The following is a 20,786-nucleotide window of genomic DNA, read 5'->3' as shown; positions in this document are numbered from 1 at the left end:
GATGGGAGGTGAAGAACCTTGAAAGAATTGCAGGCAAAAGCCAAAGTCACCCAGACCATGACCCGTGACGGTCTGGTGGTAGAAAATCAGGCGGACGGCACTGTGGAGAATGTTTCCAGCCGGGAAGCGGAACAGGACTACTCCACGGATGCCGAGGGCAAAGCCGAAAAAATTCTGGAACGGGCCGAGGACATCAAGGACGAGCATAAAAATAAAAAGAAAGCGAAAAAGGCAGCAGAAACAGCGGCCACCGCCAAAAGTGAAGATGGTCTGCACCGTTCCGCTGCCCGTTTGGAATTGACCGAGGACGAACGGGCAGACCCGGAGTTGCAGCCGTACATCCACAAGGCGGAAGCAAAGGCCGACAAGCTGGATGCGGCCCGCGCCGCTCTGCCGAAGAAGCGTGTCCCGGTCAAGGAAAAAGTCTACGATGCAGCCAGCGGCAAGGCAAAATCCACCCTGCGTTTTGAGCAGCAGGACAAAGGCCCACCCAGCCTGAAACCAAACCCGGCCAGCCGCCCGCTATCGGAAGCGTTGCTGTTCGCTCACGGAAAAATCCATGAAGTCGAACACGAAAATGTGGGTGTGGAGGGTGGCCACAAGGGTGAAGAACTGGTGGAGCATCAGACGGCCAAAGCCATCCGCAGCGGCATCCGGCACCACAAGATGAAGCCCTACAAGGCCGTGGAAAAGGCAGAGCGTCAGCTCATGTCTGCCAATGCAGAATACTTTTACCAGAAATCCTTGCGGGACAATCCGCAAATTGCACAGGCGGCCAGCAACCCCATTTCCCGGATGTGGCAGAAACGGCGTATCAAACAGCAGTATGCCAAAGCTGCACGGCAGGCCGGACAAGCCGCCGCGCAGGGTGCAGCCGCCACCGCAGAGAACGGTTTCCGGGTAACAAAGCTGGCGGCCGAGGGCGGCGAACGGGTAGCCGAATTTGCGGCCCGGAACTGGAAAACCATTCTGATCGTGGCCGTGTTCGGTCTGCTGGCTCTGCTCTTGATAACGGGGTTGCAGTCCTGCACCGTGATGGCGGGCACCGCTGGAACCGGCGTGACGGCATCCTCTTACTTTTCCAAGGACAAGGATATGCTGGGTGCAGAGAAAGCCTACGCCAAGCTGGAACAAAAACTGCAACGGTATCTCGACACCTACGAGGCCACCCACAACTATGACGAGTATCATTTTTATCTGGATGAAATCGAGCATGACCCCTATGTGCTGATCTCGATTTTGTCCGCGCTCCATGATGGCGTTTTTACATTGGCTGAGGTGCAGGGCGAACTTGAAATGCTCTTTGAAAAGCAGTACATCCTGACCGAGACCGTGACCATGCAGATACGTTACCGTACAAAAATGATGGTCATTATTGGCCCGTATGGTGTGCCGCAGGTTATCACCTATCAAGAACCGTATGAATACTACATCTGCACGGTCAAGCTGAAGAACAAAGATTTGTCCCACCTACCCGTGGAAGTGCTGACCGAAGAACAGCTCAGTGCCTATTCGCTCTATATGCGCACGCTGGGCAACCGGCCGGATTTGTTTGGCAAAGCGCAATACCCCAATGCGTCCACCATCAAGCAGCCTACCTACTACGATATTCCACCGGAATCCCTCAAAGATGATAAGTTTGCCGCCATGATGGAGGAAGCCACGAAGTACATCGGCTACCCGTATGTGTGGGGCGGCAGTTCGCCCAGCACCAGCTTTGATTGCAGCGGCTACATTTCGTGGGTGCTGAATCACTCCGGCTGGAACGTGGGCCGCCAGACCGCACAGGGCCTTTACAACCTCTGTACTCCTGTTTCGACGGCGCAGGTCAAACCGGGCGACCTTGTGTTTTTCAAGGGAACCTACGATACCCCCGGCGTGAGCCATTGCGGTATCTATGTAGGCAATTCCATCATGCTGCACTGCGGCGACCCTATCTCTTACACAAACCTCAACTCAAAATATTGGCAGGAACATTTTTACAGCTACGGGCGTTTACCGTGACGCCAGAAAGGATTTTGTATGGCAAAAAGACTTTCCCGCATTGAGCGCGACATCGAACGGCTCAAAGAAAAAATCAGCGAATATCAGCAGCAGTTGAAAGAACTGGAAGCTGCAAAGACCGAACAGGAAAATTTGCAGATCATTCAGCTGGTGCGCAGTATGAACATGAAGCCGGACGAGTTCGCGGCCCTCCTGCGCAGCGGTGCGCTGAACGCTGCACCCACCGTTACCCCGTACCACAAACAGGAGGATGCCGCCGATGAAACCTGACAACTGGAACCGCTTCGCTGCCGGACTGCTGGCTATCCTGCTCTGCCTCTGCTCATTTTCCATGCCCGCTTTTGCAAGCGGCTCTGACCCTGCCCCGGAACCTCTGCCGGAAATTTTGGACGAGGAACCCACCACGGGCGGCATGGAGCCGGAGGGTGTGCCCATCACGCCCAAAGGCAACGCAACACTGGTGGATGATTTCTACGGGGACAAACAGCTTATCACAGTGACCACCAAGGCCGGGAATTATTTTTACATTCTAATTGACCGCGCCAACGAGGACAAGGAAACCTCTGTTCACTTCCTGAACCAAGTGGACGATGCCGACTTGCTGGCTCTGCTGGATGAAGAACCGCAGGAAACCGAAGTCTGCACCTGCACCGTGAAGTGTGATGTCGGGGATGTCAACGAAAACTGCCCCTTGTGTGAAAAGAGTCTGCGCAACTGCACGGCCCCGGAAGCTGTGAAAACTGACACCGAAACGCCAGAGGAAAAGCCGAAGTCCAACATGGGCAATCTGATAATCCTGCTGGTGCTGGCTCTGGCGGGCGGCGGCGCAGCACTCTATTATTTCAAGTTCCGCAAGCCCAAGACCGATACCACCGGCCACGATGATCTGGACGAATACGATTTTGGCGAGGACGAAGATGCAGACGAGGAACCGGCTGAAATCGAAATTCATTCAGAGGACGGACAGGAGGACGAAACATGAGCTTTCAGCTGGTGATTGCCGAAAAGCCCAGTGTAGCCCGCAGCATCGCCGCCGTGATCGGAGCCGCTGAAAAGCAAACCGGCTACTGGCAAGGTGGCGGGTATCTGGTCAGCTGGTGCATCGGGCATCTGGTGTCCTTTGCCGAGGCGGGCCAGTACGATGAAAAATACTGTAAGTGGCGGTATGAGGATTTGCCCATCCTGCCCCAGCCGTGGCAGTTCGTCGTCCCGGACGAGAAAAAACAGCAGTTTGAAGTTCTGCGTACCCTGCTCAACCGCTCGGATGTGGACAGCGTGACCGCCGCGACCGACGCAGGCCGGGAGGGAGAACTGATTTTCCGTTTCGTCTACCAAATGGCCGGCTGCACGAAACCTGTGAAGCGGCTCTGGATTTCCAGCATGGAGGATGCCGCTATCCGGGAGGGCTTTGCAAACCTGCGCCCGGATTCGGACTACGATGCGCTGTATCAATCGGCCCTCTGCCGCGCAAAGGCAGATTGGCTGGTGGGCATCAATGCAACACGGCTGTTTTCGGTGCTGTATCACAAAACCCTGACGGTAGGCCGGGTGCAGACCCCGACACTGAAAATGCTGGTGGACCGGGATGCAAAAATCCTGCGCTTCCAGAAAGAAAAGTATTATACGGTCGGCATCCAGTCCGGCAGCCTGAAAGCAGACAGTGGGCGCATTGCGGATGCAGAAACCGCAAATTCTCTCAAAGAAAAATGCACAGGTGCAAATGCAGTCTGCACGTCCATTCGGCGAGAGAAAAAGACAGAACAGCCGCCCAAGCTCTATGACCTGACCACCTTGCAGCGGGAAGCAAACCGCTTGTTCGGATTTACGGCAAAGCAGACCCTTGATTATGCCCAGCAGCTTTACGAGAAGAAACTGCTGACCTATCCCCGCACGGACAGTCAATATCTGACCGAGGATATGGGCCAGACAGCACAACATCTTGTGTCTGACCTGCTGAGGCTGCTGCCCATTGCCCAAGGGCTTGCACTGACTGCGGATGTGGGCCGGGTGCTGAACAGCAAAAAGGTATCGGACCACCACGCCATCATTCCCACTGCTGAATTTGTAAAACAGGGCTTCGCTGGTCTTGCCGAAAGTGAATGCAAGCTGATGAACCTTGTCTGCGCCAAGCTGCTCTGCGCCGTGGCTGTACCCCATGAATACGAAACCGTGGCCGCCGTGTTCTCCTGTGCAGGGAACGAGTTCACCGCCAAGGGAAAGACGGTGCTTGTCCCCGGATGGAAAGAGATCGACCAGCGGTTTCGTTCCACTCTGAAAGCAGACGGCGAAGAAGAAACGGAAGCCCTGAACACCCTGCCGGAACTGGCCGAGGGGCAGAGTTTCCGCGTAACTTCTACCGTATCGGAACACTTCACATCCCCGCCGAAAGCCTACACCGAAGATACGCTCCTGTCAGCAATGGAGCGGGCCGGGGCCGAGGATATGCCGGAGGAAGCGGAACGCAAGGGGCTGGGTACTCCGGCCACCCGTGCCGCGATTCTGGAAAAACTGGTGCAAATGGGCTTTGTGCAGCGCAAGGGCAAGCAGCTTGTCCCCACCAAGGACGGCATCAATCTGGCGGTGGTTCTGCCGGAAAGCCTGACCTCTCCCGCTCTGACTGCTGAATGGGAAAACCGTCTGACCGAGATTGCCAAGGGCAATGCAGACCCGGACGAGTTCATGGCCGAAATTGAAGCGCAGGTGCGTCAGCTGATCAAGACCTATTCCTGCATCAGCGCGGACAAACAAAACCTGTTCCAGTCGGAACGGGTTATCATCGGCAAGTGTCCCCGGTGTGGTGAAAACATCTACGAGGGCAAGAAAAACTTCTACTGCGGAAATCGTGGCTGTCAATTCGTAATGTGGAAGAACGACCGCTTCTTTGAGCAGCGAAAAAAGGCGTTCACCCCAAAGATCGCCGCCGCTCTGCTCAAAAACGGCAAGGCAAAAATAAAGGGTCTCTACTCCGAGAAAACAGGAAAAACCTATGATGCAACGGTGCTTCTGGCAGATACGGGAGGCAAGTACGTCAATTACCGAATTGCGACAGATTCTATAATGTGATAGAATAAACTTAACTAACGGAACTTTGCAGGGGGATGCCGTAATGAAATTCACAGATAGATGTCCAGCTACTTGGAAAGAGCTACAGGATGATGTTGCGTTGCTTCTAAATCAATCGGGATATCGAGCAGTTAGCCCTTGTACAATTGATACCGTTCGTGGCAAAGTGGAAGTTGACGTTTTGGTCGAATCTCCTGACGAACTAGTTAAAAGAATTGTGTGTGAATGTAAATTCTGGAATTCTTCAGTTCCAAAAGAAAAAGTGCACGCATTCAGAACGGTTGTACAAGATTCTGGTGCATCATTGGGTCTTTTGATTTCACAAGCCGGCTTCCAATCCGGCGCGATTGAGGCTGCAAATCTTTCAAATGTACGCTTGATGACGTGGAATGAATTTACAGATATAATTGCCGACAAATGGACATTAACGCGATTAAAGCAGCTCAAAAAGGAATCTGTTCCATTGTCTGAATATACCAGCCCTCTTCATTTTCCATTTGATGACTTAAAAGATGAAGATGTCGGACGCTATCTAAAGGCTTGTGATAAATACAGGCCTTTGCGTACTACCTGTTGGGAAATTACTAGAAAAGATTTGAAAGAAAATGATTCTCTAACAGATTTTTGGTATAAGGGGTCGGAGTTCACAACAATCGAAAGCTATCTAAATTTTCTTTCAGATCAAGTAACAGCAGGTCTAAAAGAATTTGGCGAAATTCTTACAAATTCCAATATCACAATTCCACCTGAACGGCTCGAAAAGTCGTATGGGTATATTTATATGTCCCTTTAACAGATTTCGGATAAGTTCATAATAAAATTACGAGGGCCGGTTATGGTAAGGTGAAGCATTCATTTTGCCATAACCGGCTCTCTCTATCCGTAGGATAGGGACAGTTCTTTGAAAGGAGCGTGCGATAATGAGCGAACTATTTTCCATCCAGCTGCAAAATCGGCAGCAGCAAGGCAGGGATGGCGTCTGGCTGGACCTGCCTACCACAACCGAACAGGTACAAGCGGCCCTGCGGCAAATCGGCATTTCGTCCGATAATCCGCAGGGCCTTTTCATTTCCGGCTATTTTGCCGAGGAAGAAAAGCGTTTTGCCATCCCTTACAACATGGTGCTGGCATCCAATGTGGACGAGCTGAACTTTCTGGCCGCACGGCTGGAAACACTCTCTACCGGGGAACGCGCAGAACTGAACGCCGCCTTGCAAGCCCCGCAGAGTGAGCTTTTCAGCATCGGGAGAATCACCGACTTTCCCGAAAACGTGGACTACTATGTGCATCTGCCGGATGTGCACGGGCCTGCCCAGCTAGGAGATTACTACCTGAATCGCTCCGGCATGGTGGATATGCCGGAAGAATGGAAAGGCGGCATCGACACGGCACAGTTTGGCCGCTATGTGGCTCAGCAGGAACAGGGTGCGTTCACCCAGTACGGCTACCTTGTCAAAAGCGGGGACGAGTGGCAGAAAGTCCACGAAGGCCAGCCTGTGCCGGAGGAATACCGGGTACTGTCCTTTCCTGTGCCGGAAGTCATGCGGGATGCAGCCAATATCCCGCCGCCTGTTCAACCTGAAACAGAACCGCAGAAAGTTATTCCCATTATCCTAAACGGCAAGGACAGCGCAGAGCGCATGAAAGAAATCACGGACCGGTTAGAAACGGGCATCCAACAGCTGTTCGACAGCGACCGCTACAAAGCCTACCTCACCACGATGGCGAAATTCCACAATTACAGTTTCAACAACACCTTGCTGATCGCCATGCAGGGCGGGCAGTTGGTGGCGGGTTTCAACAAGTGGAAGGATACGTTCCACCGCACTGTGAAAAAGGGCGAAAAGGGCATCAAAATCCTTGCCCCCGCGCCGTACAAGGTCAAGCAGAAGATGGAAAAGCTGGACGAACAGGGCAAGCCGATTCTGGACAAGGACGGCAAGCCGCTGACGGAAGAAAAGACGGTGCAGATTCCGGCTTTCAAGGTGGTGTCCGTGTTCGATGTCAGCCAGACCGAGGGCGAACCGCTGCCGACCATTGCCGTGGATGAACTGTCCGGCAGCGTGCAGGACTATCAAGATTTTTTCAAAGCGTTGGAGCAAGCTTCCCCGGTGCCCATCGGGTTTGAGGACATCGAGGGCGGGGCGCACGGGTACTTTCATCTGCTCGACAACCGCATTGCCATCCAAGAGGGCATGAGCCAGCTGCAAACCATCAAGACGGCTATCCATGAAATTGCCCACGCCAAACTTCACGCCATCGACCCCACCGACCCGGAACAGACCAACCGCCCGGACAGCCGCACCCGCGAGGTGCAGGCCGAAAGCGTAGCTTATGCAGTCTGCCAGCACTACGGGCTGGACACATCCGAGTATTCCTTTGGTTATGTGGCCGGGTGGAGTTCCGGCCGGGAACTGGCCGAGCTGAAAGCCTCTCTGGAAATTATTCGTAGTGCAGCCCATGAGCTGATCTCTGCGCTGGACGAACATCTGGCAGAACTTCGCCAGCAGCGGGAAGCAGACCTTTCCGCTGCACAGGAGGCCGCATTTGCACTGGATAATGGCAATACGCTGTTCATCCAGACCTGCGATTCTGGCTATGACTACACTCTGTATGGCCCGGACCGCACGGCTCTGGACGGTGGGCAGTTGGACGCGCCCGGTCTGACCCTGCCGGATGCCGGGCAGGAAGCACTTAATCTGCTGGGGCAGACAGCCGCGGTGGCGGAAGTTCTGTTGGGCGATAAGCTGGCGGCGTTCCAAGAGGCGGCGGAAAAGGCCAATGAAATTTCTGCACCCGTTAAAATTCCAGACCCCGCCGCAGAACCTACGGTCACAATTCTTTGGAGCGAAAGTGACAAGCTGCAGGACGGCGAAATCATGCCGCTGTCTGCGGCAAACCGCGTTTTTGAAGAACTGGACACCGCCCAGCACACAGACCGGGAAAAGGACGGCTACACGGGCGGCTGGTACGACAAGACCGCATTCCGTATTGATTTTACCCTGAACGGCCAGCCCGACAACTACGAGGGACGGCAGGATTTTGGTGACGGAGAGGGTTCTTTGATTCAGCATATCCAGAACTACCACGAATACTATGCCAAGGACGAGAACTGGAAAAATTTTGTTCTGCACAACAAAGGCCCGGAAGCGTGGGAACAAGACAAGGCAGAGCGGGAAATGGTGCAGACCGAGTTTATCCCGTACCTCAAACAACATTGCAATCTTTCGGCCATGGAGCAGGCAGCCACCGCCGCTTTGCGGGAGGGACAGAACATTTCGCCGGAACAGGCTGCCTATTACAACACTGTTGTGGCCTATGTGCAGGACTGCCGCCCGCTGCTTAACCAAGGCCAGTATAACTTGCCGGAACCGCCCAAGCTGGCTGACTTTGACCAGAGCTTGCAGGACTACAAGGCGCAGGTACAGTCCGAGATCGCGCAGGAAGCGGCCGATGCTGGAATGACGGTGGAGGAATATGCAGCGGCAGGTTTTGAGGCACCACAGCAGGACAACTTTTCCATCTACCAGTTGCGCAATGAGGCTTCCACCCGTGATTACCGTTTTGAGCCATACGACCGCCTGCAGGCCGCTGGCCGGACTGTGGACAAGGCCAACTATACGGAAGTATACGCCGCGCCGCTGACTGCTGGTACCACGTTGGAGGACATCTACCGCACATTCAATGTGGACCATCCGGCAGACTTCAACGGGCATTCGCTGTCTGTTTCGGATGTGGTGGTGCTGCATCAGAACGGCCACGACACTGCCTATTACTGCGACAGTGTGGGCTTTCAGCAGGTGCCGGAGTTCTTACGGGAAAACCCGCTGCGCACCGCAGAGCTTTCCACCGAACAGAACGAAAACATGATTGACAGTGTGCTGAACAATGCGCCCTCTTTAAGTGAGTTGGAAGCCAAAGCAAAGGCCGGGGAACAAATTTCTCTGACGGACCTTGCCGCCGCAGTCAAGGCCGAGGAAAAGGCACCGAAAACCAAGAAGTTCCGCGCCGCAAAACCGAAAAAGCCGTCCATCCGGGCACAGCTGGATGCCGCAAAAAAGGAGCAGAGCAAGCAAACGCAGCCACGGGAAAAGACAAAGGAATTGGAGGTATAAGCCGTGCAAAAATTTGAAAATATGGATGTGATCGCTGCGCTGGAAGCCATTATGCACCAGAACACCGCATACTATCAGAGCGATTTTGCCTATGACATTAAGATGCTTCGGGAAGCGGCCCGCAGCGACCAGCCGGAAGATAAGCTGCTGTTGTGGCTGTCCCGGCCCTCTGGAACATTCTGCTTCCGGGAACGGGATGCGTTGCTCAAAGATACCCAAGCCTACAACACATGGAAATTCTGCGGCGAGCAAACCCACGACAGGATTCTTGCCTATGCGGTAGAGCTGACCGGCACAGCTAATGGAACATTGCAAGGCAATCTGTATGAACTGGACTACCAGCAGCATTTCCAGCACATCCGGGATGCCGCCCTGCCCGTGGGCTCCAATCGCCTAATCTACGAAAGTGGAATGCGGGAGATTGGCCTGAAAGAGCATCTCGACAGTCGCCCGGACGAATATTTCGGAGAGTTCGTGCGGTATGAAATGCAGCCCCGTGACCCGGAACTTCTGCAAGCGGCCATCCGTCAGGAGCAACGCAGCCGGGAACCTGCACGGCCCAGTGATTTCAAAGAACATCTTGCAGCACTGCACGCCGGGCTGATCAAGGCCGAGGCACAGCGCATTGTGGCCGGTATGAAGCGGCTGGCTGCTCCCAACAGCCCGGACAAGAATCATTTCATGGTAGAGGTATCGCCCTATTTCACCAAGCTGGCATCCAGTCGGGACACGGACCAGCTGCTTGCCATGCTGCCGTATAAATCTTTACATCTGTCCAGCGTAAAAGACCGTTTTGGCATCTACGCGCTGGTTGACAAAAACGAGAACCGAGATAAGAACATTCGCAAACCCCGTGCTTCCGTCCGCAAGCAGCTTTCCGAAACAAAGCAGGCCGCCAGCCCGAAAAAGGCAGCGGCCCGCAGCAAACAACACGAAATGGAGGTCTGACCATGAATTTCAGCGTAGAAGAAGAAAATTTGATCTGTATGTACCACACCTCTGACCGCCGCCGCACGATGGCACGGATGCTGGCCGCCCTGCCGGATATGGACACGGAAATGCGGCGGCTGGCAAACGGTACCATTGCAAAGTTGGAGCGTATGACCGATGCTGACTTTGACGGACAGAGGTTTGATTTTACGGGTGAATAATACCGTCAGCCTGACAATGACGCATTATTTTTAATCAAAGTAATGTGTCATTGTCAACACAGAAATAGCCGGACACGGTGGCCTTGGGGTTGCTGTGTCCGGCTATTTTTCATGTATCAGTCTTTATCTTTTTTCTCGGTGGGATTTTCCGGCAGTTCGGCGGCATCTTCTACAATGTCGGTCACAAGCTGCTGGAAGTCAAACGCATTCTTTTCTGTGATAACAGGCTTGCCGGTTTCCGCTTCAAGAGCCTGCCGCGCAATGCCGGCCACCTTGCCGCCGCGTTTGGCAACCTGCTTGTTTTCTTCAAAGGTCTGTGGCTTTGCAGTTTTGGAAATATCCGTGGTGGAGGCTTCCGCCAGCATGGTCAGCACAAGTTCCAAATCAGTCATATTGTCCCGGAGATTTTCTTTCGTCAGACCTTTCAGCCGCTTGTACTGCCCTGTGGTCATGCCAGACCATGCGCGGGAGATTTCATCGGTCAGGATAGCATACTCCTTGCCCTTTTGTACTCCGCGCTTCTTCCATTCATCCGTCAGTTCGTTGCGGATGCGGATTGCCAAAAGTCGCTGGTGAATCCATTCTTCGGAGTAGCCTTTTTTCAAATAGGTATCAAGTGCGCGGTCGATGGCCTGTTCCGGGTCGATGGTTTCCTCGATGCGTTCCTTGCCCACCATTGCCAGCCATGCCTTGAACGGCTCAGCCTTTTTGGAAGGAATCGACTGGATGATGCGTAAAAGCTGCTCCGTATTGGCAACATCCGTAAGACGACGTTTGCCATCTGCTGCCTTCATTTTCAACTGACTACAATTTGTAGTCAGTTCACTGCCTTCGTTTTTCAGTCTAACTTTCAGAACGCTCCAATATTTAGCAGCACTTCGACTATCCTTTTGCTCGGTTAAAACCGCAACCACATCCACAATCGAAAAATACCATTCTTCCTTTTCTGCATCCCATGCAGTACGGATTTTCTGATCTTCAAAAAGCTGGATAGAGCTGTTATCGTTCACTTCTGCCATAGAGGGTTCCTCGCTTTCGTTGTCTAAGTCTATTTTACATGATTTCGGGTGGAAACGCCACCCGGTCTAAGCGTTTGGGGTTCAAAAATCCGAGCAATATTTTGTGCAGATTTACCGTTCCTGCATCTGCTCCTTTCCCGGTGCTGTCCGCAGAATGCCGTCCACATTCTGCTTTATAATGCCATACTCCTGCATCTGGCGTTTGGCATCATTGTACTGCCGCTGCAGCTGGTCTTTCTGCTCGGCCAGTTGCTTATACTCGTTTTTCAGGGCATAGAGGTCGGGCAGCTTTTGAAAGCCCTGCTCTTTCAGGGCCTTGGCTGCGGCCTCATAGAGAATCAAGGTGCCTTCGTGCCTGCGCCGGAACTGCTTTTTGTCAGCAGCTCGCTGATATTCCTGCACCAGTGGGCGCAGTTCCTTACAGGTGGTGACATCCTTTATCAGCACGGCCATTTCTGCAAGCCGGCGTTCGGCTGCTTTCAGCGCGGTTGCAGCTTCGGTGCTGGCGGCGGTGATCTCGGCCACCCGGCTTTCCAAATCCGGGTAACTATCAATTTCATGCTCCGTCAGGAAGTTCAGCGTCCGGGCCGCCTGTTTCAGATTGTGGAGTTTTGCCCACTTCTCATACCCTGCGGACTGCTGGGCCTTGATGCTGTTCTCCAAATCAATCCGCAGCGAAATTTTGCGGTTTTCTTTGGGCTTCCGCTCCACGAACCGCCCTTTGATGCGCTCGGTGATGGCTTCTTCGGTGTAGGCTTCGCCCAGCGTTTTGCAGCGGATGAACCGCCCCTGTCCGGGCGCACGGAACGAAACATACTTGCCCCGCTTGACTTTATAGCCCTGCTCCTGCAGGAGCCGCAGAAAATCGTCAAAATCCTTGGCCTGCGGGATGGCTGCATCTATGGCGATCTTCAGCTTCGCCTTCCAGCTCGTACCCTTGCGGCGTGCATCCCACTCGGCATAGCTTTTGCCCCGGTCTTGACCGGGCATCACCACAGACAGACCATGTTCCTTGCACAGCCGGTCGCTGGTGCGCCGGATGTAGGCATAACTCTGTCGGTTGGAAACATACTTTCGTTGGTTCACCATGTCCACGGCACAAAAGATGACGTGGTTATGGACGTGCCCCTTGTCAATGTGCGTGGTCAGCACATACGGGTATTTGCCTTGCAGGACTTCATCTGCAAGCTGCCGGCCAATCTCGTGGGCCTGCTCCGGCGTGGTTTCGCCCGGCGCAAAAGACTGTATCAGGTGGTGGGCCAGATTGTTGCCTTTCTGCATGGCTTGTGATAGCAGCAGTTCAAATTCGATGTCGGCGGTTTCATAGGAGCAGGCAAAGGAGGACACCAGCATTTTTTCATCCGTCTTGGCTGGATTCTCGATGTAGTCCAGTGCCTTTTTCAGCGTTGACTTGATAGGATGTATCTTTGTAACTGCCATATCTGCGCCAGCGCTCCTTTGATGTCCGCAACGTCTTGTGTGTACAGCGGCCCCATGCTGTTCAGCCGCCGCGCAATCTGATTGACGTTGACACCAATCTTTTGCAGTTCGGCGGTCTGCACCCGGATGTCGGTGGTGTCAATGTGGACAACATAACCATCTATCGCCATCTTTCGCAGATAGGCGGCCATATTCCGGGTTGGTATCAATTTCATTTTTTCTCGAATCAACCTCCGTTCTTCTTCCGTCACATAAAATTTGACCTGCACGGTTCGTTTTCTGCCTTCCATTCGTTTTACTCTCCTTTCCGTTTTGAGGGTTTGGGACACTTCCCAACAAGCTGTTTTGCAGAGCAAAATACGGAAGTGGGTACACACTTCCTATGCTTGCTACCGTAACTCTTTCCTCGTATTCTCCCTCTACTAATACTACAATCCTTAACAAGAGAAATGGCTTAGGCAGAATAAAATAAAAACACAAATTTCATAAAAATAAAGAAATTCACTCAAGCAAAATTCAAATAAAAAGAAGGCGTCTGGTTGGAACAAAAAAGGCCAATTGGAGCGGAAAAGACTTTTCAAGTCTGCTATAATAGTTACTGAAAACGCCGAAGGGCGCTTTCAAAAAGTCTATGAGTTAGCAAGCCCTAACTAAAAGGAGGAATTTTCAATGTCTGAAGTGAGTACGGACAAAAAACTGAAAGGAAAAGACCTTATTACCATCGGTATCTTTTCCGCAATCTACTTTGTCATCAACTTTGCCTTTATGCTTCTGGGAGGTATTCACCCTGTTCTTTGGATGCTGATGCCTGGTTTTATCGCTGTGTTTGCAGGCATTCCCTTTATGCTGATGGTCGCAAAGGTTCAAAAACCGGGTGCAGTTTTCCTGATGGGGCTTATCACGGCTCTTATCTATTTTGCCACAGGACAATTTACCCTGGTGATCCTGATCTCGATGGCTTCTACTTGCATTTTGGCTGAAGTTGTCCGAATGGTGACTAAGTATAACAGCTTCAAGGGAAATTCGATTGCCTATGTGATTTTTTCTCTGGGGATGGTTGGTTCTCCCCTTCCCATCTGGTTGTTTAAGGCCGATTTCCTGGCACAGATTACAGAACAGGGAATGCCCGCTGATTATGTTGCGGCAGTTGAAGCTCTGTCATCCAATGCAATGCTAATCGTTCTGTTTGTTGCTCCAATCATCGGTGGTATCATCGGCGCATTTATTGCCAGAGGTCTGTTCAAAAAGCACTTTGTAAAGGCAGGAATTGTGTGATGAATGGGGAGGGCAAAAAACATACATTAAGGTTCGATCCACGGACGGAATTGCTTTTGTTGGTGCTGGCAAATATTGTGGCCTTTACCCAGCACTCCGTATGGGTTGAAATTACATGGGTTATTTTTCTGCTCCTACTGATCGTTGCCTGCGGATGCCAAAAATCCGCAGGCAAACTGGCAATCGCATTTGGAATTTGTCTGGCGCTACAATACTATGTATTTCCAAACGGACCGAAAATTTTAGCCAGCAGCTTCACAATCATTGTATCTTATGCAAGAAAGATTTTCCCTTGTTTGATTGTCGGTACAATGGTATTACAGAAAACGCCCGTCCGGGAATTGATGGTTGCACTTCGGAAATGGCATATCCCGCAGGGATTGATTATTCCTTTGTCTGTAACTGTCCGATATTTTCCGGCTTTAAAAGAAGAAACCGGCTATATCCGGGATGCCATGAAGCTCCGTAATATTCATGGAGTACAAAAAATTGAATGCTTACTGGTGCCTACAATGATCTCTGCCACAACAACAGCGGAAGAATTATCCGCCGCCGCTGTTACGCGGGGGATTGAAAATCCTGCTCCTAAGACAAGCATGATTGAAATGAAATTCGGCGTGCAGGACTTTGTGTGTTTGGCAATAGGCGTTGCTTTTTGCGTAGTTTCCATTATGGTAGGATAAGGAGGTGTTTCCTATGATTGAAATTCAAAATGTATCTTTTGAATATGAGAAATCGCAGGGGACGCTTTCTCATATAGACCTGAACATTCAGCAGGGCGAGTGCATTGTTCTTACTGGTGAATCAGGCTGTGGTAAGACAACCATAACAAAACTTATTAACGGTCTGATTCCTCATTTTGTCGAGGGCGGAACCTTATCTGGTACAACGATTGTAAACGGTATGAATGTAGCTCAAACAGAAATGTACCGTTTGGCAGAACAGGTTGGTTCCGTGTTCCAAAACCCAAAATCGCAGTTCTTCAATATAGATTCTGACAGCGAGATTACTTTTGGTTTGGAAAACGCAGGCGTTGAGCCAAGGAAAATCAAAGAGCGATATGATGCTACGGTTTCTGCTCTGAAAATACAGTCACTGCTGGGCCGTAATATCTTTTCTATGTCAGGCGGAGAAAAACAAAGTCTTGCATTTGCCTCTGTATATGCCATGAACCCGTCCATTTTTGTATTGGACGAGCCGACGGCAAATCTGGATGCTGGTGCGATTGACACCTTACGCCAGCAGATTATCCAGATCAAAAAAGAAGGGCGGACGGTTGTTATTGCCGAACACCGCCTATATTTCCTGATGGATCTGATTGACCGGGCAATCTTCATTCAAAAGGGGAAAATCGTTCAGATATTTTCTGGGAATGAGTTTCGCAATCTTTCGGATGAGCAGCGTATCAGGATGGGGCTTAGAAGTCTTGTCCATCCTGTGCTGGAGCTGCCTCCCGCCGATCCGTCAGGAGCGCAGGAAGGCTTATCCGTAGAAAACCTTTCCTGTGCCTTTGATAAGCAGCCGGTATTCAGCGGCCTTGGCTTTTCTGCAAAACGGGGCGAAGTGTTGGGGATTGTCGGTCATAACGGCGCGGGAAAAACGACGATGACACGCTGCCTGTGCGGGCTTTTGAAAGAAGTGAATGGAACCGTCCGGCTGGACGGGCAAACACTGAAAGCAAAACAGCGCAATAAGGCCAGCTTCTGTGTGATGCAGGATGTGAACCATCAGCTTTTTTCAGACAGCGTATGGAACGAATGTGAACTGGCGCAGCCGGATTGTCCGCCGGAGCGGATTGAAGAAATTCTCAGGTCTTTTGATTTGCTGGATTTCAAAGACCGCCATCCGATGGCCCTGTCAGGAGGTCAGAAACAGCGCCTTGCGGTGGCAACCGCTATTCTCTCCAACAAGGATGTACTTGTCTTTGATGAGCCGACCAGTGGCCTGGACTATCACCGTATGCTGGAAGTGAGCAATATGATCCGCAAGTTGAATGATGAGAATAAAATTATCATCATTGTTTCCCATGATTTTGAGTTTTTGGGCCGGACTTGTGATAAAATATTTGATATGGAGGGATGCTCCAAAGAAAGGAGGTAGCGTCTATGCCGGAACTGCTCCAAGAAATGTATTACGGTCCCAATGTTCAAAACTTGATCGAGTCAGATGATTGCAAGGTAATGCGTTTAAGCGATAACTCCGGTGAAGGCATGATGACGCTCTATCATGTCTTTCCCGGTGTATTTCTCATGTATAATGATTTCCACATGAAGGAGTGCATTTCGGGCTTCCAGACAGATATGGACCTGCTCTGTATAGATCACTGCCGGGAAGGACGCATTGAGCAGGAAGTCGGCCAGAATGCCTTTAGCTATTTAGAGGCTGGCGATCTTCGGGTGGATCGCCGCATCCATCATTCGGGCAAGGTGGAGTTTCCCCTTTGCCACTACCACGGTATTTCCATTGGCTTTCAGGTGGAAACCGCGGCAAAAGAAATTCCAGCCTATATGAAGGGCTTTTCTGTTGACCTTTACGAATTACAAAATAAATATTGCAGTGACCGTACACCTTATGTCATTCCAGGAGAACCGGCCATTGAGCATATTTTTTCCGAACTTTACAATGTGCCGGTCAAAATCAAAAAGGACTATTTCAAGATCAAAGTGCTGGAACTGCTTCTATATCTGGATGCGTTAGAGCTGTCGGGACATACAGAGGAACGTCCATATTTCTATAAGAGTCAGGTCGAAAAAATTAAGGCAATTCAATCACTTTTAACACAAGATTTGACAAAGAACTACACGCTGGAAGAACTCTCCGCAAAGTTTGATATTGCATTGACACCGATGAAAAATTGCTTTAAGTCTGTTTATGGCAGTCCGATTTTTACATACATGAGGAACTACCGAATGAACTATGCAGCGGCTTTGCTGAAATCAGATAAGTCGTTGAAGGTGGCTGATGTTGCTGGTCTTGTAGGATATGACAGTCCCAGCAAATTTACCGCTGCTTTTCATCAGACGATGGGAAAAACGCCATTGGAATATCGGAAATCAATTATCTGATTGGCACAGAAAAGGCCGCGTGGAGCGGAAGAAAAAACTGAATCATGATAAATTAAGGATGGTTAGTAGGACTTAGCCATCCTTTTTTCTTTACTGACCGAATAGAACGAAAGAGGTGAACTACTATGAAACAACAAAAAAAGAGTTGGGTCAAAACTCTACTTTCCTTTGCAGAACCCTGCAAGGGAAAGATGATCCTCTCGGTTTTATGCGCTATTTTTAGTGTCGCTGGTGGATTTATTCCGTTTTGGGCAGTTTATAAAATTCTGCTTCTGTTTATCAACCGTACTGCCACAGGAAACGATATTCTGTTATGGTGCTTGGTTGGAGTAGGCGGGTACCTGATCCGTGTGCTTTGTTTTGGTATCTCCACAATTTTGGCGCACATATCCGCGTATACGATACTGGAAGGTATTCGTCTAAAAATTGCAAATCGTCTAATGAAAGCCCCGCTTGGCGAGGTAATGAGACGGAGAATCGGTTATCTAAAAAACATTATCATGGATAAGGTGGAGGACTTAGAACCGCCCTTGGCGCATGTAATTCCAGAACTGACTTCTAATCTGCTCCTGCCGCTGGCTATTTTCGTCTGGATGCTAGCAATAGACTGGCGTATGGGACTTTCGATTTTGATTGCTCCTGCGTTGGCTATGATTCCGATGTTCTTCCTTATGAAAAATTATAACAGCCAGTATGCAGCCTACATGGAGGCAAATAACCACGTCAACAACATTATTATCGAGTATGTAGAGGGCATTGAGGTTGTTAAGGCGTTCAACCAAAGTACCAGTTCCTACGAAAAGTTTGTAGGCGCTGTGAAGTCCTTTAAGGACTTTACTCTCAACTGGTTCAAAAGCACATGGAAAACCATGAATTTAATGATGGCGATTATGCCGACTACCTTGCTTGGGGTACTCCCTGTTGGTTTGCTGCTGGTGCGTGGTGGAAGTATTACTCCCGCTGAACTTGCAATGGGAATTATCCTCTCACTTAGTATTGTGGGGCCACTGATGAAAGCTACGACCTTTATCAACGAAGCAAAATCTATGGAGTATGCGGTTGAAGCAGCAAATGAGCTTTTGAATCTTCCAAATTTGCCGGATTCCGGGGAATTTGTTCCAATCAATCATACCGATATTGTCTTGCAGGATGTGTCCTTTTCTTATGACGGTACAACACAAAATGAAGTGTTGCATGGTATCAGCTTAAATATGCCACAGGGGAGTTTTACTGCACTGGTCGGACCGTCTGGAGGAGGAAAATCAACGGTGGCTCGCCTGATTGCACGGTTTTGGGATGCAACTGGTGGCAGCATCTCCATTGGCGGCAAAAATATAAAAGAGCTTTCAATTCACCAGCTTTCTGAATTGGTCAGCTTCGTGACACAGGACAATTTCCTGTTCAACTGCTCGCTCAAAGAGAACATCCGCCTGGGTAATCCAAATGCTACGGATGAGGAAGTATATGCCGCCGCAAAAGCGGCTTGCTGCGATGATTTCATTGCTCGGCTGGAAAAAGGATATGATACCCCTGCCGGTGATGCCGGCAAGCGGCTATCTGGCGGAGAAAAGCAACGAATTGCTATTGCGAGAGCAATCTTGAAAAATGCGCCTATTGTGATTTTGGATGAGGCAACTGCCTTCACTGACCCGCAGAATGAAGATAAAATCCAGAAATCCATCATGGCCCTTTCCAAAGGAAAGACCCTGCTGGTGATTGCACATCGTCTGTCTACCATTCAAAACGCAGATCAGATTGTTGTTCTGAAAAAAGGGCAGATTGTTGACTGCGGAAAGCAGGGGGAACTCTTGGAACGCTGCCCGCTTTATGCAGATATGTGGCAGGCGCATATTGGCGCAAAGAACTGGTCTGTGGGCGAGAAAAAGGAGGTGGCTGGTAATGTTTAAGTCAATGAAACGCATTATTCGATGGGCTGGCAAGTACAGAGGTCGTCTTTATCTTGGCTCTGTATTCTCTTTTTTCAGTAGTTTATCTACAGCCATCCCGACAATGGCTGCTGCTTATGCGCTGGATAAATCTATTCAGGCATATTGGGCGCATACCACAATTGACGCTTCTTTGATCTGGAAAATGCTGTGGATTATTGTTGGCTCTATTGCGTTGAATTTCCTGTTTTCTTATCTACGGGCAATTTTGCAGGAAAGTATCGGCTATGAAGTTGCCGCAGGACAACGCATCCACTTGGGGGACGTTCTGAAACGGGTTCCCCTTGGGTACTTTTCACAGAACAGTGTCGGTGACATTCTGGCCGGAGTTACCACGGAATTATCTACTTTGGAATTACAGGGCATGAAAATGGTGGATGTCATCATCAACGGTTATGCAAAATTTATTGCCATCGTTTTATGCCTGATCTTCTTCAGCCCTGTTGCGGCGGTTATTTCCATTGTCGGCGTTGCTCTTTCGGCGCTGGCTTTGCAGGGGATTAGCAGACACAGTGAAAAAACCGCTGCAACAACCCATAAAGCAATGGAAGATATGTCCGGCGCAGCGATTGAATACATCCGGGGGCTTTCCATTGTGAAGTCCTTTGGACAGGAAGGTGCTTCTATTGAGAATTTTCGTAATGCCAGTAAGGAATTGAAAGATATTCACATCAAGGTAGAAAAGGGCTATACACCATATAACTGCCTACACCTGTTTGTGTTGAAGCTGGCATCTATGGGGATCGTCTTGGTATGCGCGTGGCAAGCATTGCAAGGGCAAATGAGTATATCTGTTTTTCTGATGTTTGTTCTTTTCTCCTTTGTTCTTTTTGGCAGCGTGGAAAATATCAATGATGCTGCGCACACTCTTGGGGTTATTGATTCTGCCATGAACAAGTTGGAAGCATTAGAGAATGTAAACTATATCGACCAGGATGGCACCGATATAAAACCGGCAACCTATGATATTGAGTTTAGGGATGTTTCTTTCGGATATGACAGCCGGATTGTTCTGCATGACCTGAACTTCAAAATTCCGCAAAATAGCACAACGGCCATCGTGGGGCCATCTGGCAGCGGAAAATCTACGCTGTGTAACCTGATTGCCCGTTTCTATGATGTGAACAGCGGAACGATTACCATTGGTGGAACGGATATTCGCCGATTTACCTGCGATAGCTTGCTAAAAAATATCAGTATGGTTTTTCAGAATGTCTATTTGTTCCGGGATACCATCAAGAATAACATTAAATTCGGCAGCCCGGACGCTACGGATGAACAGATTATCGCCGCCGCAAAAGCAGCCCGCTGTCACGACTTCATAATGGCTTTGCCGGACGGTTATGACACAGTGATTGGTGAAGGCGGTTCTTCGCTTTCCGGCGGTGAAAAGCAAAGAATTTCTATCGCCAGGGCGATGCTCAAGGATGCTCCCATTGTTATCTTGGATGAGGCAACCGCAAGTATTGATCCAGAGAATGAGCATTTGATCCAAGAAGCGATTTCTGCTCTAACACACGGTAAAACTATTATTACGATTGCCCATCGTCTGGCCACGATTGAGAACGCCGACCAAATCCTTGTGATTGATGGCGGAACTGTAGCTCAGAGGGGTACGCATAAGGAACTGCTGCAACAGGAAGGGACTTATAAAAAGTTCATCCAGATCCGCGAACAAGCCGAAGGCTGGCGAATACAGTAAGGGAGG

General features: G+C 50.3%; 17 protein-coding genes. 14 read left to right on the top strand and 3 right to left on the bottom strand.

Annotated features, from left to right (window positions below; translation table 11 throughout):
* Window positions 1-18: 18 nt before the first annotated feature.
* The 8 genes from DW937_RS09295 to DW937_RS09260 all read left to right on the top strand — a co-directional run bounded on the left by DW937_RS09295 (window position 19) and on the right by DW937_RS09260 (window position 10,333).
* Window positions 19-2,004 (top strand): C40 family peptidase, encoded by a 1,986-nt coding sequence (locus DW937_RS09295; RefSeq protein ID WP_120120750.1) that lies wholly within the window; start codon window positions 19-21, stop codon window positions 2,002-2,004.
* Window positions 2,005-2,022: 18 nt separating this feature from the next.
* Window positions 2,023-2,274 (top strand): DUF4315 family protein, encoded by a 252-nt coding sequence (locus DW937_RS09290; RefSeq protein WP_120120749.1) that lies wholly within the window; start codon window positions 2,023-2,025, stop codon window positions 2,272-2,274.
* Window positions 2,264-2,986, top strand: coding sequence for a DUF4366 domain-containing protein (locus DW937_RS09285; RefSeq protein WP_120120748.1), 723 nt, complete (start codon window positions 2,264-2,266; stop codon window positions 2,984-2,986). The genes DW937_RS09290 and DW937_RS09285 overlap by 11 nt, the downstream gene beginning before the upstream one ends.
* Window positions 2,983-5,067 carry a type IA DNA topoisomerase gene (locus tag DW937_RS09280; RefSeq protein ID WP_120120747.1) on the top strand — a complete coding sequence of 695 codons (2,085 nt, stop codon included), beginning with the start codon at window positions 2,983-2,985 and terminating at the stop codon, window positions 5,065-5,067. Before DW937_RS09285 ends, DW937_RS09280 begins: the two co-directional genes overlap by 4 nt.
* A gap of 43 nt (window positions 5,068-5,110) precedes the next feature.
* Window positions 5,111-5,860 (top strand): restriction endonuclease, encoded by a 750-nt coding sequence (locus DW937_RS09275; protein ID WP_120120746.1) that lies wholly within the window; start codon window positions 5,111-5,113, stop codon window positions 5,858-5,860.
* A gap of 127 nt (window positions 5,861-5,987) precedes the next feature.
* The gene (locus DW937_RS09270; RefSeq protein ID WP_120120745.1) at window positions 5,988-9,182 is read left to right on the top strand and encodes a YodL domain-containing protein; all 3,195 of its coding nucleotides are present in this window, start codon (window positions 5,988-5,990) and stop codon (window positions 9,180-9,182) included.
* Between the two features lie 21 nt (window positions 9,183-9,203).
* Window positions 9,204-10,130: a hypothetical protein gene (locus tag DW937_RS09265; RefSeq protein ID WP_120120757.1), complete on the top strand. Its 927-nt coding sequence runs from the start codon at window positions 9,204-9,206 to the stop codon at window positions 10,128-10,130.
* A 2-nt stretch (window positions 10,131-10,132) separates the two neighbouring features.
* Complete coding sequence (locus DW937_RS09260; protein ID WP_118564492.1) at window positions 10,133-10,333, top strand: transposon-transfer assisting family protein; 201 nt, start codon at window positions 10,133-10,135, stop codon at window positions 10,331-10,333.
* Window positions 10,334-10,449: 116 nt separating this feature from the next.
* On the opposite strand, the gene DW937_RS09255 is transcribed toward DW937_RS09260, so the two are convergent.
* The 3 genes from DW937_RS09255 to mobC all read right to left on the bottom strand — a co-directional run bounded on the left by DW937_RS09255 (window position 10,450) and on the right by mobC (window position 13,082).
* Window positions 10,450-11,352 (bottom strand): Bro-N domain-containing protein, encoded by a 903-nt coding sequence (locus DW937_RS09255; protein WP_097778666.1) that lies wholly within the window; start codon window positions 11,350-11,352, stop codon window positions 10,450-10,452.
* A 111-nt stretch (window positions 11,353-11,463) separates the two neighbouring features.
* Window positions 11,464-12,792, bottom strand: a complete 1,329-nt coding sequence (locus DW937_RS09250; protein WP_120120744.1) for a relaxase/mobilization nuclease domain-containing protein — start codon at window positions 12,790-12,792, stop codon at window positions 11,464-11,466.
* Window positions 12,753-13,082 (bottom strand): plasmid mobilization relaxosome protein MobC, encoded by a 330-nt coding sequence (mobC, locus tag DW937_RS09245; RefSeq protein ID WP_120120743.1) that lies wholly within the window; start codon window positions 13,080-13,082, stop codon window positions 12,753-12,755. The genes DW937_RS09250 and mobC overlap by 40 nt, the downstream gene beginning before the upstream one ends.
* A gap of 379 nt (window positions 13,083-13,461) precedes the next feature.
* On the opposite strand from mobC, the gene DW937_RS09240 reads away from it, so the two are divergent.
* The 6 genes from DW937_RS09240 to DW937_RS09215 all read left to right on the top strand — a co-directional run bounded on the left by DW937_RS09240 (window position 13,462) and on the right by DW937_RS09215 (window position 20,780).
* Window positions 13,462-14,067 (top strand): MptD family putative ECF transporter S component, encoded by a 606-nt coding sequence (locus DW937_RS09240; RefSeq protein WP_005938453.1) that lies wholly within the window; start codon window positions 13,462-13,464, stop codon window positions 14,065-14,067.
* Window positions 14,067-14,750, top strand: coding sequence for an energy-coupling factor transporter transmembrane component T (locus tag DW937_RS09235; protein WP_120120742.1), 684 nt, complete (start codon window positions 14,067-14,069; stop codon window positions 14,748-14,750). Before DW937_RS09240 ends, DW937_RS09235 begins: the two co-directional genes overlap by 1 nt.
* Before the next feature lie 13 nt (window positions 14,751-14,763).
* Window positions 14,764-16,167, top strand: coding sequence for an energy-coupling factor ABC transporter ATP-binding protein (locus DW937_RS09230; RefSeq protein ID WP_165852920.1), 1,404 nt, complete (start codon window positions 14,764-14,766; stop codon window positions 16,165-16,167).
* Window positions 16,168-16,172: 5 nt separating this feature from the next.
* Window positions 16,173-17,132, top strand: a complete 960-nt coding sequence (locus DW937_RS09225) for an AraC family transcriptional regulator (RefSeq protein ID WP_008982739.1) — start codon at window positions 16,173-16,175, stop codon at window positions 17,130-17,132.
* 125 nt (window positions 17,133-17,257) lie between these two features.
* A complete protein-coding gene (locus DW937_RS09220; protein ID WP_120120740.1) occupies window positions 17,258-19,039 on the top strand; it encodes an ABC transporter ATP-binding protein in 1,782 nt (593 codons plus the stop codon).
* Complete coding sequence (locus DW937_RS09215) at window positions 19,032-20,780, top strand: ABC transporter ATP-binding protein (RefSeq protein ID WP_120120739.1); 1,749 nt, start codon at window positions 19,032-19,034, stop codon at window positions 20,778-20,780. Before DW937_RS09220 ends, DW937_RS09215 begins: the two co-directional genes overlap by 8 nt.
* Window positions 20,781-20,786 lie beyond the last annotated feature (6 nt).

Source organism: Faecalibacterium sp. AM43-5AT (assembly GCF_003603345.1).
Lineage (GTDB): Bacteria > Bacillota > Clostridia > Oscillospirales > Ruminococcaceae > Faecalibacterium > Faecalibacterium taiwanense.
Note: the sequence above shows the minus strand (reverse complement) of the source record. Positions and strands in the feature narration are given on the sequence as shown.